Origin of the sequence: Pedobacter terrestris, from assembly GCF_052343045.1 — a bacterium.
In the GTDB taxonomy this organism is placed as follows: domain Bacteria; phylum Bacteroidota; class Bacteroidia; order Sphingobacteriales; family Sphingobacteriaceae; genus Pedobacter.
On the sequence record NZ_CP180264.1, the window covers coordinates 1,320,136 to 1,334,604 of the forward strand.

Annotated in this window: 17 protein-coding genes and 1 pseudogene; 13 read left to right on the forward strand and 5 right to left on the reverse strand. The window is 38.3% G+C overall.

Annotated elements, in window-relative coordinates:
* The 3 genes from ACJVDH_RS05730 (at window position 1) to ACJVDH_RS05740 (ending at window position 7,564) form a co-directional block, all read left to right on the forward strand.
* A complete protein-coding gene (locus ACJVDH_RS05730) occupies window positions 1-549 on the forward strand; it encodes a hypothetical protein (protein ID WP_443946606.1) in 549 nt (182 codons plus the stop codon).
* Window positions 550-1,056: 507 nt separating this feature from the next.
* Window positions 1,057-4,110: a hypothetical protein gene (locus tag ACJVDH_RS05735; RefSeq protein WP_443946607.1), complete on the forward strand. Its 3,054-nt coding sequence runs from the start codon at window positions 1,057-1,059 to the stop codon at window positions 4,108-4,110.
* Between the two features lie 7 nt (window positions 4,111-4,117).
* The gene (locus ACJVDH_RS05740; RefSeq protein WP_443946608.1) at window positions 4,118-7,564 is read left to right on the forward strand and encodes a DUF6443 domain-containing protein; all 3,447 of its coding nucleotides are present in this window, start codon (window positions 4,118-4,120) and stop codon (window positions 7,562-7,564) included.
* A 383-nt stretch (window positions 7,565-7,947) separates the two neighbouring features.
* Here the strand turns inward: ACJVDH_RS05740 and ACJVDH_RS05745 are convergent, their stop codons facing one another.
* Both ACJVDH_RS05745 and ACJVDH_RS05750 read right to left on the reverse strand, forming a co-directional pair.
* Complete coding sequence (locus ACJVDH_RS05745; RefSeq protein WP_443946609.1) at window positions 7,948-8,400, reverse strand: ankyrin repeat domain-containing protein; 453 nt, start codon at window positions 8,398-8,400, stop codon at window positions 7,948-7,950.
* Between the two features lie 14 nt (window positions 8,401-8,414).
* A complete protein-coding gene (locus ACJVDH_RS05750) occupies window positions 8,415-8,750 on the reverse strand; it encodes a helix-turn-helix domain-containing protein (protein WP_443946610.1) in 336 nt (111 codons plus the stop codon).
* 151 nt (window positions 8,751-8,901) lie between these two features.
* Here ACJVDH_RS05750 and ACJVDH_RS05755 point away from each other — a divergent pair, with 151 nt between their 5' ends.
* From ACJVDH_RS05755 to ACJVDH_RS05780, 6 genes and pseudogenes are all read left to right on the forward strand, one after another.
* The gene (locus ACJVDH_RS05755) at window positions 8,902-9,183 is read left to right on the forward strand and encodes a transposase (RefSeq protein ID WP_443946611.1); all 282 of its coding nucleotides are present in this window, start codon (window positions 8,902-8,904) and stop codon (window positions 9,181-9,183) included.
* 50 nt (window positions 9,184-9,233) lie between these two features.
* Window positions 9,234-9,623: an IS3 family transposase gene (locus ACJVDH_RS05760; RefSeq protein WP_443946612.1), complete on the forward strand. Its 390-nt coding sequence runs from the start codon at window positions 9,234-9,236 to the stop codon at window positions 9,621-9,623.
* Window positions 9,584-9,670, forward strand: a pseudogene (locus ACJVDH_RS05765) (hypothetical protein); the annotation flags it as partial. The gene ACJVDH_RS05760 and the pseudogene ACJVDH_RS05765, both read left to right, overlap by 40 nt.
* A 36-nt stretch (window positions 9,671-9,706) precedes the next feature.
* Window positions 9,707-10,015 (forward strand): hypothetical protein, encoded by a 309-nt coding sequence (locus ACJVDH_RS05770; protein ID WP_443946613.1) that lies wholly within the window; start codon window positions 9,707-9,709, stop codon window positions 10,013-10,015.
* A gap of 287 nt (window positions 10,016-10,302) precedes the next feature.
* The gene (locus ACJVDH_RS05775; RefSeq protein WP_443947606.1) at window positions 10,303-10,611 is read left to right on the forward strand and encodes an RHS repeat-associated core domain-containing protein; all 309 of its coding nucleotides are present in this window, start codon (window positions 10,303-10,305) and stop codon (window positions 10,609-10,611) included.
* Window positions 10,611-11,195 carry a hypothetical protein gene (locus ACJVDH_RS05780; protein ID WP_443946614.1) on the forward strand — a complete coding sequence of 195 codons (585 nt, stop codon included), beginning with the start codon at window positions 10,611-10,613 and terminating at the stop codon, window positions 11,193-11,195. The genes ACJVDH_RS05775 and ACJVDH_RS05780 overlap by 1 nt, the downstream gene beginning before the upstream one ends.
* Window positions 11,196-11,401: 206 nt before the next feature.
* Here ACJVDH_RS05780 and ACJVDH_RS05785 read toward each other — a convergent pair whose 3' ends face one another.
* Entirely contained in the window at window positions 11,402-11,551 is a 150-nt protein-coding gene (locus tag ACJVDH_RS05785; RefSeq protein ID WP_443946615.1) for a hypothetical protein, read from the reverse strand.
* A 244-nt stretch (window positions 11,552-11,795) separates the two neighbouring features.
* On the opposite strand from ACJVDH_RS05785, the gene ACJVDH_RS05790 reads away from it, so the two are divergent.
* The 4 genes from ACJVDH_RS05790 (at window position 11,796) to ACJVDH_RS05805 (ending at window position 13,813) form a co-directional block, all read left to right on the forward strand.
* Window positions 11,796-12,068, forward strand: coding sequence for a hypothetical protein (locus ACJVDH_RS05790; RefSeq protein ID WP_443946616.1), 273 nt, complete (start codon window positions 11,796-11,798; stop codon window positions 12,066-12,068).
* Window positions 12,050-12,376, forward strand: coding sequence for a hypothetical protein (locus tag ACJVDH_RS05795; RefSeq protein ID WP_443946617.1), 327 nt, complete (start codon window positions 12,050-12,052; stop codon window positions 12,374-12,376). The genes ACJVDH_RS05790 and ACJVDH_RS05795 overlap by 19 nt, the downstream gene beginning before the upstream one ends.
* 99 nt (window positions 12,377-12,475) lie before the next feature.
* Window positions 12,476-13,345 carry an RHS repeat-associated core domain-containing protein gene (locus ACJVDH_RS05800; protein WP_443946618.1) on the forward strand — a complete coding sequence of 290 codons (870 nt, stop codon included), beginning with the start codon at window positions 12,476-12,478 and terminating at the stop codon, window positions 13,343-13,345.
* Between the two features lie 3 nt (window positions 13,346-13,348).
* Window positions 13,349-13,813: a hypothetical protein gene (locus ACJVDH_RS05805; RefSeq protein WP_443946619.1), complete on the forward strand. Its 465-nt coding sequence runs from the start codon at window positions 13,349-13,351 to the stop codon at window positions 13,811-13,813.
* A 46-nt stretch (window positions 13,814-13,859) separates the two neighbouring features.
* Here the strand turns inward: ACJVDH_RS05805 and ACJVDH_RS05810 are convergent, their stop codons facing one another.
* Together ACJVDH_RS05810 and ACJVDH_RS05815 are read right to left on the reverse strand one after the other, a co-directional pair.
* Window positions 13,860-14,171 carry a hypothetical protein gene (locus ACJVDH_RS05810; RefSeq protein ID WP_443946620.1) on the reverse strand — a complete coding sequence of 104 codons (312 nt, stop codon included), beginning with the start codon at window positions 14,169-14,171 and terminating at the stop codon, window positions 13,860-13,862.
* Entirely contained in the window at window positions 14,161-14,451 is a 291-nt protein-coding gene (locus ACJVDH_RS05815; RefSeq protein ID WP_443946621.1) for a helix-turn-helix domain-containing protein, read from the reverse strand. The genes ACJVDH_RS05810 and ACJVDH_RS05815 overlap by 11 nt, the downstream gene beginning before the upstream one ends.
* Window positions 14,452-14,469: the final 18 nt, after the last annotated feature.

The following is a 14,469-nucleotide window of genomic DNA, read 5'->3' on the forward strand; positions in this document are numbered from 1 at the left end:
ATGTGGCAGACTCTGGATATTAAAAGAAAACGTATAATCTTAGTTGTAGCGGCATTAGCAATACTGTATATTGCCTATTTGTGTTCATTCAAAGCTGCAATTTCTGCATATACCACAAACCGTCAGTTGGCCAATCCAAAAACCGAAACCGTTTCAGAAAGTGTATTGAGCCAGGTAGAGCAGAAGCATAAATTTTACCAGCAAATCCTAAAAAAATACCGCACAAGGAAAGAAGATCGAGAAAGCCGGATCTGGCAATCCATATCGGCTATGGCGATGGCCAATAACGTAGAGATTAGTTTTAAACCTAAGAAACTAGAATCTACAGCAGAAGTAGATTCCACTACCTTGGTTAAAGGTTCTTTCGAATCGCAGTTTAATTTAAAAGGCAAGTATGCCAATCTTGTACGCCTTCTGGATACACTTTCAAAAAGCGAAGGTATTGGAAGGATTTCCAAACTTTCCATTTCTGAAATTAGTGACAATGGACAGCGTAAAACAAATGATCAACTTAGTGCAGAGCTCAGTTTAAGGGGATTGGATTACTAAAATTTTCATATAAAATCACCTCTTTTTTTGTTTAAATTTGCAGTTTTAATGATTATGTAAATATTCTTTTTGAGAATGTTTTGTTTCTCAAAAATTAGGTTTATATTCGAGCATTCATCATCCCTAAAATAAATAACTGCAAATTATTTACATGATGAAAAAATTAACGCCAAACCATTGCAAAGTTCTTAGTCAATTTATCCGTTTGACTAAAAAACAGTTTTACAACTTTATTTCTTTGGACGTAAACTATAGTATCTCTCGGATAGCTATTGTTAATTGTTTAAAAGCCGCCACCGTTGGCGATTTAATACCCATAAGTCTGCGGTTCAGTATTCAGTAGTCCTAAAAAAGAAACTTTATTCAATGTCTATGAGATTGAATTACATGGACTGGATTTCAGAGTATTCTTACAAAATGTGATAATATCAGCCAAGTTCATGGTTAGTATTCTTATGACTCCATAATTTAAAATTTTCCAAATTTCAACTTATCAAACTAATATTTATGCGTTCGCAGTTTGCAACTAAGATTGTCCAATTTACGGTAGTCCTTATATTTTCAACTTATTTAACTTATGCGCAAAATGAGCGAATTTTGCCCAATACACCAGAAGCCTCTGGCTTGGCAAAGTATATCAACTTTCCCGTTGATTATAGTACCGGAGTACCCAATATAAGTATTCCCATATACGAATTAAAAGTTGGTGAATTGACACTACCTTTGGTTTTAAACTATCATGCAGGTGGAATAAAAGTAAATGAAGAGGCTACCTGGGTAGGCTTGGGTTGGCAGCTGAGTGGTTTGCCACAAATTAGTCGAACTGTAAATGGTAATAATGATTTTGCAAATACTGGGTATTTACAGAATGCGAATAAAGGAAATAATTCTTTGGATTACCTTCATAATTGGAGTCAAGGATTTTTTGACGAGGATCCTGACGAGTTTTACTACAGTCTTTTGGCTAAAAGTGGTAAATTTTATATGAGATCTCTTAATGATGTCCTCACGATTCCGTATGATCCAATATCGGTAAGTGGGAGTTCCAGTCTTTTCACAGTCACCGATGATGATCAGACACAGTACCGGTTCGGTAAAAGCTTAGATAATATCTCAGCCTCTGAGTCAATTACATATAGTGTTCTTCGATCGGCTGTTATTGCCTGGAAATGTACAGAAATTATATCACCTAGTAAAAGAGATACGCTAAAATTCCAATATCATGAACCTATCTCTAAAATTACAGAACTTGTGGATGAAAGAATAGAGGTATTCGATAATTCGAATACCGGAGAGGGAGCCGTAAAATTTGAACAAAGAGATAGTTATGCCCCAGACTACGGATACGTTTATCCACGTGTTTATATGTACAATATTTCAAATGATTACAGTGGACTTTATTTGGCAAAACAGTATGGCATAGAGAAAGAACCTGATAACATATATAATCAACAAACCAAAGAAAGTATTATATCGAATTCAATTGCTCAAATGCTTTATGTAAAGCAAATTACAGGAAGAAACGTAAGGGTTAATTTTTACATACATAACAACAATCAAAAACAATTGGATTCTATTGTAGTTAGAGATCTTTCAGGTCAAAAAATTAAACATATTCAGTTTACATACGGCGATTTTGGAAGCGAGGTTAGTCCCTATAACCTAAAACAATTGCGATTAGATGCCGTTGGTGTGAAGGGAAATACGGGTACAGCCTTAGAAAAATACAGTTTTGAGTATAAATCAAATAATGTCGTGTCTACTTCAAGAAGAGCAGATCCATGGGGTTATTATGGAAGAGGCGCATTGACTTTTAATTATTCCTCTTCCGGTTTTTTTAGTGCCATTACCATGCAGGATATTGACGTTATACAAGGCCCTTATTGGCATGCGGTTGGACGATCCTCCTTTCTAACTGCTGACTATGATTATACACCTTCACAAACATGGAGGGTTAGTATCGGTGGAGTTCAGGTATCGCCTGAGTGGAGCGTATATGACGAAGAAAATGTACAAACTGCTATTCTAAAAAAGATCACTTATCCCAGCGGAGGTGCGACTACGTTTAACTACGAAGTTAATCGATACAAAGACCTGAACACAGGTATCGCTAAGATAGCAAGCGGACTTAGAGTAAAAGAAATTCAATATTATACCAATACTGAGATACCTACACCAGCCTTTAGGAAAATTTATAAATATGGAGATGACGAGAATGGTTTTGGATTGGTGAAAAGTGTGAATGATACTTCGTCGACATTTATGTATGAGCAACCGTCCATTACAATACTGGGAAATACCAACATACCTTTTGGCTATGAGTTTACAGAACGCAAACGCACATTCACTCCAAAACCGATGGACGAAATGACTTTTACATCTGGTACACCAGTACTGTACAGCACTGTTACAGAATATCAAGAAGAAGGTGGAATGCAAACGGGTAAAACAGTGTACACGTATGATTATAATTCGACTATTTTTCTTCCAACACGGATAGACTTAACACAAATCAGCTTACCGGTAGATAATGAATGGGATAGTGGAATATTGACGTCCAAAACAGTTTATGCATATAAAAATGGCTTTCAATGGATAGAAAAAGATGAATATGAATATGAACGGTATAAACATCCGCTTGGAATATTTATAGGTAAACTGTTTACCCAAAATCTGGTTAATATTTTAGATCCGTCAATAGACGCGACATTAGCCATGAAGAATTATGCGGGATATGCCCGATTATCAAAAACATTATATACCGGCAGAGCACTTTTATCCAAAGAACGGCATTTCAGTCGAGATTTAAATAATCTCAATATCACTGTCAGTACCGAACAAAACAATACCTATAATAATCCTGCTAAACAGCTTCAGCCAGATAAAATTTCTAAAACTGATAGCAAAGGAAATATAAGTAGTACGATCATAGGATATAATGAATACTTAAACCCCAAAGAAGTTGTTAATCTTATTGAGGCAGGATCTGTTAAAGTTACAGGGGGAACCTACAATGTTTATAGAGCCGATGGATTAATCTCTACACAAAACAATTTAGAAATTGTCGAACCTATTGAATGGGATGCTTTCTCAAGTACATTATATAGCCCATTTAAATTAGATGATCGATATAAACAGAGAGCTACTTATGACCTGTACGATGCCAGAGGCAATGTACTTCAGATTACAGACAAAAAAAGTATCAAAATCAGTTATATATGGTCTTACAATAATACTTACCCCATTGCTGAAATCAAAAACACAGACTACGCCACCGTTGAAAGTGTACTTGGAGGCTCGGCAGCAGTTTTAAACCTATCCAATTCTGTACCTACAGATACGCAGATCATGTCTATCGGTAACACTTTGCGCAGTGCTCCAGCGTTAAAAAATGCTCAAATCACGACCTACACCTACAAGCCTTTAGTCGGCATGACCAGTCAAACCGATCCCAAAGGGATGACCACGTATTATGAGTACGACGATTTTGGCCGTTTGAAATGGATTAAAGATCAGGACGGAAACATTGTAAAAGAAAACCAGTATCACTATAAAAACTAACGCTCCGATGAAAAGACATCTAAAAAAATTAATATTGCCAGCTTTGCTGGCACTGGGAGCACTGCAGTCTAAAGCCCAACTGGAACTCAATAGCTATACCGGACAAACTGAAATCAGCGCTTACAATAGTATTACACTTAAAGATGGTTTTCATATTACGGCCGGAAACAATGTGCGCATTTTTACAACAGGAGTTTCTTATAAAAACTGTCTTCCGCAAGTTTCCGTACCCAGCAGCAACCAGAACTATGTGCTCACGAGAACCTTCAAAAAAGCAGGCATTTCCCGACAGAATGTCGGCACTATTCTGGGCATGTGTGAAGAAAACCAGGTCATCCAATACTTTGACGGGCTCGGCCGACCTTTGCAAACCGTTGCCCTTAATGGCGGTTTAGCCGGGCACGACATCGTAACCCCAGTAGCCTATGATGCCTATGGCCGTGAAGACAAAAAGTATTTGCCGTATACCGTTTGGAACAACAACGGCACTTACCGTGCAGATGCCATAACTGGTGGTGGCCAGGCGGGCTATTACCTTGGCCCTCCGGGTAACATCAAAGCAACTTCTACACCTTTCTCCCAGACCATTTTTGAGGCCAGCCCACTTAACCGCGTATTGGAACAAGGCGCACCAGGCGATGCATGGCAGCCTGTTGCAGGCAGCACAGCCGGCCATACGGTAAAAATGGAATACGGAACCAATACTGCAAATGATGTTAAATTATGGACGGTTAGCGGCAATGGCGCTTCTGCGGGCTTTTACGCGGCTGGCAAACTCTACAAAACTGTTTCAAAAGATGAAAACTGGACCAGCGGGAAGAGCGGAACCACCGAAGAATTTAAAGACTTTGATGGCCGAGTGGTATTGAAGCGAATCTGGGAAAATGAAAACAAAAGCCTCAGTACCTATTATGTGTACGATGATCTGAGCAACCTGCGTTATGTATTGCCACCGGCTGTGAACCCAGGTACAGATGCCGATAGCGGTTATGAAATCAACAGTTTTAATGAAAGTGATAAGATCTTCCTCGATTTTATTTATGCCTATCACTACGATGGCCGCAAACGGGTAATCGAAAAGAAAATACCGGGTAAAGACTGGGAAGAGTTGATTTATAACAAGCTTGATCAGGTTGTTTTCACGCGTGACGGTGTACAACGCCAGCTGGCACAGCGAAGCTTTGTTAAATACGATGCTTTTGGACGGGTAATCATGAGTGGGGTAGAATCTGGTCATACGGACACCCGTGAAAATGTACAAACCACGGTAAATGGCCTCGAGCCACAATGGGATACACCCTTTTATGGTACAAACAACCTGGAAGGCTATGACAATGCAAGCGCCCCAAGCAATGTAGCCAATATGCGGGTAGATGTAGTGAATTATTACGACAACTATGAATTGCCTGGACTGCCTTACAATCATGCCGGCGAATACAGCCAAATGACTAAAGGTCTGCTCACCGCCACGAAAGTTCGTGTAATCGATACCGATCATTTCCTTTGGACAGTTTTTTACTACGATAAATATGGCCGTGTAGTTAAAACCTATACACAGCATTATTTGGATGGTCAGCCCAAAGCAGGCGATTATGATGAAATCACCAACAGTTACAACTTTGACGGAAGCATTTCCAGCAGCACGCGTTTACATCGCGTAAACAACAGTACCGCCCTTACGGTATCCAACCGTTATGAATATGATCATCAGGGCAGAAAACTAGCGACTTTTGAACGCATCAATAGTCAGGCAGAGATTGCGCTGAACCACTATGTATATAATGAGCTTGGCCAGTTAAAGGAAAAGAAACTGCATAACGATGCACAAAGCACCAGTTTTGCTTACAATGAACGGGGTTGGTTAACCAAAAGCATCAGCAATGAATTCAGCATGGAGCTGAAATACCACGATGGAACCTCTCCGAGTTACAATGGTAATATTTCCAACCAGTATTGGGGAAGCAGAAATAATTTCCCCAACGTTTTTACCTATACCTATGACAAACTCAACCGATTGACAAAAGGCAGCAGTACTGGCATAAGCATGAGTGAAGAGCTGACCTATGATGTGATGGGCAATATCGAAACCCTGGCGAGAGACGGAGGAAACCCGAACTGGTACGATTATCCGCACGGCAACCAATTGTGGTATGTTGGTAATGTAACCGATGCATACGAATATGATGCGAATGGCAATGCAATCGTAGATGGGCGTTTGCATTATAATATTGAATACAATCAATTGAACCTGCCCAAACGCATCTCCAACATCAATTTAAACTATACCTATGATGCTACAGGAAGAAAGCTGCGCAAAAATAACAATGGCAGTTTGCGCAATTATATTGATGGTATAGAATACAAACCTGAAGGAACAATAGATTTTATTCAAACAGAAGAAGGTATTGCACAAAACAGCGGCAACAATGAATACAGCTACCGTTACAATCTGAGTGACCATTTAGGGAATGTACGGGCCACGTTTTATTTTAATCCGGCCAATAACAACCAATTGGAAGTCATTCAGCGAGACGACTACTATGCCTTTGGAATGCGTAAAAAGGGTTCTCCAAGTTCAATTGTAAATAAGTACCTTTACAACGGCAAGGAGTTGCAAGAAGAGCTGGGTGATCAATATGATTATGGCGCAAGGTTCTATGATCCGGTGATTGGTAGATGGAATGTCGTGGATCCGTTGGCGGAGCAGGATAGAGGTTGGTCACCTTATAATTATGCACGGAACAATCCAATAAGATTTATCGATCCAGATGGGATGTTCTTTAAGGAATATGATGACGAGGAAGCTTATAGAAAAGATAATCCAAATGGTAAGTTAGACGGTAGTGATGGTCATTGGCTTAAATCTGACCGGGAAAACAAAACAGCAATTTGGGATAAAGCAAATTCTACAAATCTTCAGTCTAATCGCTACGATGATTACCAGACGATAACACAACGTAAAGATTTCTATGGTTGGTATGCTGGCAAAATTGATGCAAAAGGATTTGATAACAATTGGCCTGGCGCTGCCTATATTGTAGCTGGTCAAATGTCAAACCTTGATAATGCTAGTGTCGCTTGGTGGGTTGGTGATGATGTTGTGAAGTTTGGAAACGCAGGTAATAAAGCGATTTTTAATGATGTATTTGATGACCTTAAAGGTTTATATAATGGGCCTGTTATGAAAGGGAAAGCATCAGCCGATTGGGATGCAGCAACTTTATATAATGAGCAGTTTAACGTGGCTCAGCCAATTTATGATAAACAGACAACGGCAACAATTTCAACTCTAAGTAAAATGGCAAAAGGACAGGGTTTGTATAGTTTTGGAGTAACGCCAACCTTACGTTTTGAGGGTAACATATCAAATGCTCAGGACAGATATAACCACGGTTCAGGCAAAGTAACCAACTTTTTTAAGTTACAGAAAACCTATTGGAAACTCGGATGGTAAAGAGCTTGATGATATACACACTATTTCTAGTCTTTACAGATTTTTTAATAAATTTTTTAGTAAATTTTATTCAAGGTAATCCAGGCAGTGTGATTATCACAAGCATAATCGTAAGAGCAATTTGCTTATTTCTGCTCTTCCCGTTAATTGGATTTGTGATATTTATTATACTTAAAGGTAAAGGGAGTAATGCCTCACTAATTGCAACTACCGTAGTTGTGTACGTGTTACTTCCTTTAGTTATTTATTTTTTAAAGAATGATGGGAAAAGCTTTTTAGAGGTTTTTACCGAATTACATTTACAGTTCAATTTATTTGCACTTATTTATTTGCCTTATATTTTGGCAAGCATAATCTGTATGGTTCTATCAAATAAGCTAAAGCTATTTTAATTTTTTCTGCGCCTGAGTTATTAACTCAACTACCTTAATGTTTTTTGACTCTTTGGCGGCCGACAAAGCATCATTTCCTTGGTTGTCTTTAATCATTGCATCAGCACCTTTTTCTAATAATAGTCTGACAATATCTTCAAGACCATTTGAGGCTGCATACATTAGGGCGGTCGTTTGAAACCCATCTTTCCAATTTACATCGGCGTTGTTGTCGATTAGGATTTTCACTAGGGAAAAGCTTTTATTATTTACAGCTGTGATTAACGGGCTCACTTTCATCCAGCCTTGTTGTTTTACATAATTTACGTTGGCACCTTTTTTTATGAATTGCTTCGATAGATTGGTGTCGTTTTTTACAACAGCTCTATATAGACTGTCGTTGCTGCTTTGTGCCATTACGATAGATGTTGAGAATGATAGGATGAAAATAAATAAAGTTCTCATATTGAATTGCTGTTTTACATTGCGGCTATGCTTTTTAGCTTTGCGGCCTTGATGAATGCATCTATTGTTGCAAATACGTGCGAGCGGTTCTCCTCGTCCAGTCCCTGTACCTCTTTCAGGCGTTTGAGCGTATCGTTGTCTATCTGCTCGTACTGGCCATCCTTTACGAGATAATCAAGGGTAACGGCCAGGGCATCGGCTATCTTTGCGGCCACGTCAATGGATGGCACATTCTCTCCACGCTCATACTTTCCAATGATGTCACCGGAAGTCCCTATGATCTTTCCCAGGTCAGCCTGTTTTATCTTTTTCTGTTTGCGGGCATACGCCAATCTATCTGCAAAAGCCATAAATACCTCTTTTTTATGAGTTATAAACTAGTAATAATCAAATATAGACAACTTATGTATCGTATAAAAATAAAATAATGGCAGGTTCTCGTTGGAGTTGGTACCCTTGAGTGGAGGCAGATTTAAGAAATAGAATTAAATTTGTTAAAACATGGCAAGAGTATTTGATGAGTCATTTAAAAAAATGGCAGTAGAGTTATCCTATTTAAAGGATTCGGTTACAGAAGCAGCAAAAGAATTAGATTTAGCACCCAGTAGATTAAGTAAATGGCGTCAGGATCCAAGATTTAATGGAGGGACAGTTTTGCCATTAGATAATAAACTGACAGCTGAAGAGCAAGAGATCAGAATCTTAAAAAAGCAATTGAAGGATGCTGAATTGGAAAATATGATCTTAGAAAAGGCAGTAACCGTCTTTTCCAAGGGCGACTGAGAAAGTATGAGTTCATAAAGATGTATATGAACTTGTTCTCGGTTGAGAAGATGTGCAAGATTATAAATACCAGTAGTAGTTCGTTTTATAAGTGGATTTCTAGATCAAAAAGCAATAGGGATAAGAAAACAGAGGAATTGATTTTACTGGTAAAAGAAGCGCACCAGGATAGTAATCATGGTAGTCCTCGAATTGCCTTAGAACTGAACAAGAAAAACTATAGGATATCACGTTCTTATGTTGCCAGGTTGATGAGGAAATTAAATCTGCGCAGTAAGATTCGGAAGCAATTTAAGGTAACCACAGATTCTAAACATAAATTCAAACTTGCTGAAAACCTCCTTGCAGAGATTTTTCTACAGACGGTCTATCTCAAAAATGGGTTGGTGATATTACCTACATCAAAACTGGATCAGGATGGCTATATCTTACTAATTTAATTGATCTTGCTGATAGGAAAATCCTAGGATGGTCGTTTAGTAATGACATGACAGCGGAGCACGCCACTATAAAAGCACTTAATATGGCTATTGCGAGAAGAGTTCTTCAGGAGATGGTTTACCTTGAACCTCATCAACCTGCTGACTTTAATCATCCATCAAGCATTAAAGGAACGCAGATATCCTCATCAAAAGATAGAGTCGCATCTAGAGGGAATTTTTTATCTCCATTAAAAGGAAAAACAAGTTTTTCTTGGATTAACGGTGTTGAGAATAAATATGGAAATAAAACCCATGAAGGAGATTATTTAGAAGGCCATTCAATAGGAACAAATTTGGATGAGATCGCGGAATATTTTAGAAGTAAAGGCGTAAAAGTAACTGTGGAATAAATAATGAATTTAAATAAAATACTAAAATTTTTACGATTAGTTACATTAGGGGAAATATTTGTAAGTATAGTATTGTTTTTTTATTACGCTTCAAAACCTGACGTAGGCCTAGGTGTATTTGTTATCGGATTTATTTATATAAGTACTATAATCTATTATATTCTTCTAAATATAGTAATAAGTTATTTGTTGAAAAAGTCTGGAATAATTCATGTTTTATGGATTACTGTTTTAATAGTCCTTAATATATTGCCTATAATTATACATTTACGGTTACTTAATTTAATATAAGATGCAATACAGTTTTAAGCCAATATGATTACGGCGCGAGGTTCTATGACCCGGTGATTGGCAGGTGGAATAAAAATGATAATAAATCTGAACTATATTTTGCAACTTCTCCATATGTATACGCATTAAACCAACCTAGTAATGCTATAGATCCCGACGGAAATGTAGTGATTTTTATTAATGGAAACCATTTTGGAGAGGGGGCTACAGCTATGAAAGTTGGCGAAAAGGAACGAATAGCTACAATTGGAGAGGGTCTAATGATTATTGGAATAGGGGTGGGAAATCGTTTGATGGTGCAGTAATGACGCAATTAAGAGATAACAAATCTATTTATAGGGATGGAGCTATGGGAGGCTGGTTTGGCCTTGCTTCTGATAATCCGATAGGAGTTAATACAGCTTCTGGTAGAGTTATGGATGGTTTTGGTCAAGGAAAGAGAGATGCTGCGACAATAGTAGCAAATTTGGCAAAAGACAAACAAGGAAATATTATTGAAACGATAAAAATAATTACACACAGTATGGGTGGTGCGTATGGAAAAGGGTATGTTGAAGCGTTGAAAGAATATATAGGCTCCTTACCTAAAGAATTGCAAACTCAATTAAAAATAACACTCGTAGCCGATTTTGATCCTTTTCAAGCTGGAAGTCTTGAGGCTGACCCAGATATAAAAACTATGCAATTTCTTCATAAGAATAAAAACGGAAGAAAAGATTCTGATGGCTTTGGATGGTTGGCAAATGAAAGACAAAAAGGGATTTCAGATTCTAATTATTATGAAGATAGTAGGGAGGCATCGCATAGCATTTTTACATTTTTTAATGATATTAGCAAATTAAGTGAGGGAACATATAAATGGAATGGCAATGGATGGGTTCAGCAATAGATTAACAGACTATTCAGTAATTCTTATTGTCCTGCAATACGTTTGCGCCATTTTATTTTATTTTATAATTTTTCTCAGCTCAGATTTTAGTGATGGCGCAACCGGAATGGCTCCAATCTCTATGTTCTTAGGCGTATTAATTAGTACAATAACCTCGGTGCTAATGATAATTTTGTTTGGAAAAAAAATAGGAGTAAAACTTAGGCTTATTTTGAATTATCTTTTTTTTGAAATCGCCCATTTTTTTTTAGTGGAGATATCCCTCTATTTAAAATATTTAAAAAAGGACTATCAGGAGATTTAGCCAGGATTGAAAGTAGTGCTTTTGTGATGGCAACTCTTTTTGTCTTTTGCATTTGTTTATTGATAAAAATATTCCGAAAAAAAGAACCCCGATAGTGCCAAAGCTGGCGCACGCGTGCTGCGTGTGAATATGTCTATTAACAACAATCGAGTCCTGGTTTTTCAGGGCTCGATTTGGTTTTGAGTATTTCAGGCATCAGTTAAAGGAAAAGAAACTGCCATAACGATGCACAAAGCACCAGTTTTGCCTATAATGAACGGGGTTGGCTAACCAAAAGTACCAGCAACGAGTTCAGCATGGAGCTGAAATACCAGCATGGAACTTCTCCGAGTTACAATAGCAATATATCCAACCAGTATTGGGGAACCGGAAATAATTTCCCTAATGTTTTTACTTACACGTATGACAAACTCAACCGTTTGACAAAAGGCAGCAGTACAGGCGTGAGCATGAGTGAAGAGCTGACCTATGATGTAATGGGCAATATCGACACCCTGGCGAGAGATGGAGGAAACCCGAACTGGTACGATTATCCGAACGGGAACAAATTGTGTATGTTGGTAATGTAACCGACGCCTACGAATATGATGCCAATGGAAATGCGATAGTAGACGGGCGATTGCATTTTAATGTTGAATACAATCAATTAAACCTACCTAAACGCATCTCCAATATCAATTTAAACTATACTTATGATGCTAGCGGCAGAAAACTGCGCAAAAACAGCAATAATAGCCTGCGCAATTATATTGATGGTATAGAATACAAACCAGAAGGAACAATAGATTTCATTCAAACCGAAGAAGGTATTGCACAAAACAATGGCAACAATGAATACAGTTACCACTATAACTTAAGTGACCATATCGTGTCCTGAGCTTGCCGAAGGGTAGGTAATGTTAGAACAAGCTTTTATATTAATCCAACAACCAACCAATTAGAAGTTTTACAGCGCGACGACTACTATGCCTTTGGAATGCGTAAGAAAGGTTCTCCAAATTCTACTGTAAATAAGTATCTTTACAATGGCAAGGAGTTGCAAGAAGAGCTGGGTGACCAGTACGATTACGGTGCAAGGTTCTATGACCCAATAATCGGCAGGTGGAATGTGATTGATCCTTTAGCAGAGAAGGACAGGAAGACAAGCCCTTATGTTTATGCGCTTAATAACCCTGTACGGTTTATCGATCCCGATGGGATGGAGGCAGAAGATCCGCAAAAGAGAGTGAATACGACAGTAACCAGTACGGAAGACAAAAATCATAAGCTTCATGTAACTCAGACCACAACTACCACAACAGTTGTTCAAACAGAAACAGGTAGTATTACTACAAAAAGTGTTATGTCTTCAACAAATATAATTTCAAATAGTAATACTGAGGCTACTGTATATGGGGACGTGACAACCAAGACCAGCGTAACTACAGTTGATGGAGATAAAGTGTCTACGGTAAATAATGGGGCAACTACTGTCAGTAGATCAGATTCCAAAGGGGATCTATCAGCACTAAATACCGTTAGTAAATCATTAGAAAATTTCAGAAACGATCACGGGATGCAATTTAATTCATACGTAAATAAAGAAGGGACATCAGCTCTTTCTTTAAGTGTTGGAGGTGCTGCCGCGCCATTTGGAGCATTGGCTAGTTTATCAACATTAGCTACGAATATTGGAGGATGGGCGCCTAGTCTTGTAAGAGCCCTAGGTTTTGGAGGAGTGCCAACTAGTGTCGGACCTGGTTTAGCAAATAAAGCTATTAATGCAAGTGGTGTGTTAAATGGATCAAAGGTTATTTTTGTTTCGTCTAATGGCAGGGTTATTTCCAATATGCTTCCTAAAAGATAGTTTATGAATAGAAAATATGTTATTAATCTATATATTGGAATAGTATCTATTTCTATACTGGCTTATATATGTTTTATTGTTTATTCAATTATTGTTAAGGAATGCCAAAATAAGTATGGACCGTCCTATAATAATAAAAGGAAGGAATTGGGTATTGCTCTTCTCCCCGTTAATTGGAGTATAAAAGAAAGAAGTGAAAACTTTATCGGCTGGTCAGGAAATGAAAAAAATGTTGGTCACAAGAGGAAAGCAATCACTTTTTCTGGGTGTAATATTGAAGGTGAATTGGACGTATTTAAGCTTCACAATGAAAATGGTAAAGAGCGACTGTTAGAGATACAGTACAATTATCCGGAAAAAGTCGAAAGTCCAACTATTATTTATACTTATCAAATTGGGCATTACGCCCGGTCTATTTCTAAAATTACGGCAGATAGTTTACTTAATGCTGAAAATATTCTAAAATAGATAAATCAAAGCCCAGCAGTTTAAAAATTGTCGGGCTTTGTTATTTCTATAGGACTCCAAGTTTGATGAGCCTTGCTTTGATGGCTCCGTAGGTCCGAGAATGGAGTTTAGCGAGTTGGGTAATCTTGATGCCTTCGTTAAAACGTTGCGAGAGCAGGTTATCTTCTTGTTCATTCCATGCTAAACCTTTGTTGCCTTGTTTAGCCAGAACTTCAAGTTGGTTAATTGCGAAGAAAAGCGCCCTTATGATTTCGGGCTGGTTGTACGGGCTGTCTGCAGGGAACACTTCTCCTGTTACGGGGTAGGTGCCATTGGCCAGCGCCTGGAGAATTTCCAGGTGGCGGTTGTTATCCTGCATAGGCTTTTTTGGCCTTAAAGTCCCTGATTAGTGCATCAATTACCAGGAATACCTGTTTTTTATCTTCTTCAGGCAGTTTTGATACTTCCTGTATTCTGTTAAGGGTGGAGCTGTCAAGTTCCATATCGGTTTTGCCAACGAGATAATCAAGCGATACTTCAAGGGCATCAGCCATACGGATTACAACTTCTATAGAGGGTTTAACCTCATCCCTTTCATAACGGCCGATGATATTGCCCGATGTTTCTACAATCTTGCCCAGTTCCCCTCGCTGGCGCACGCGTGCCGCGTGTGAACA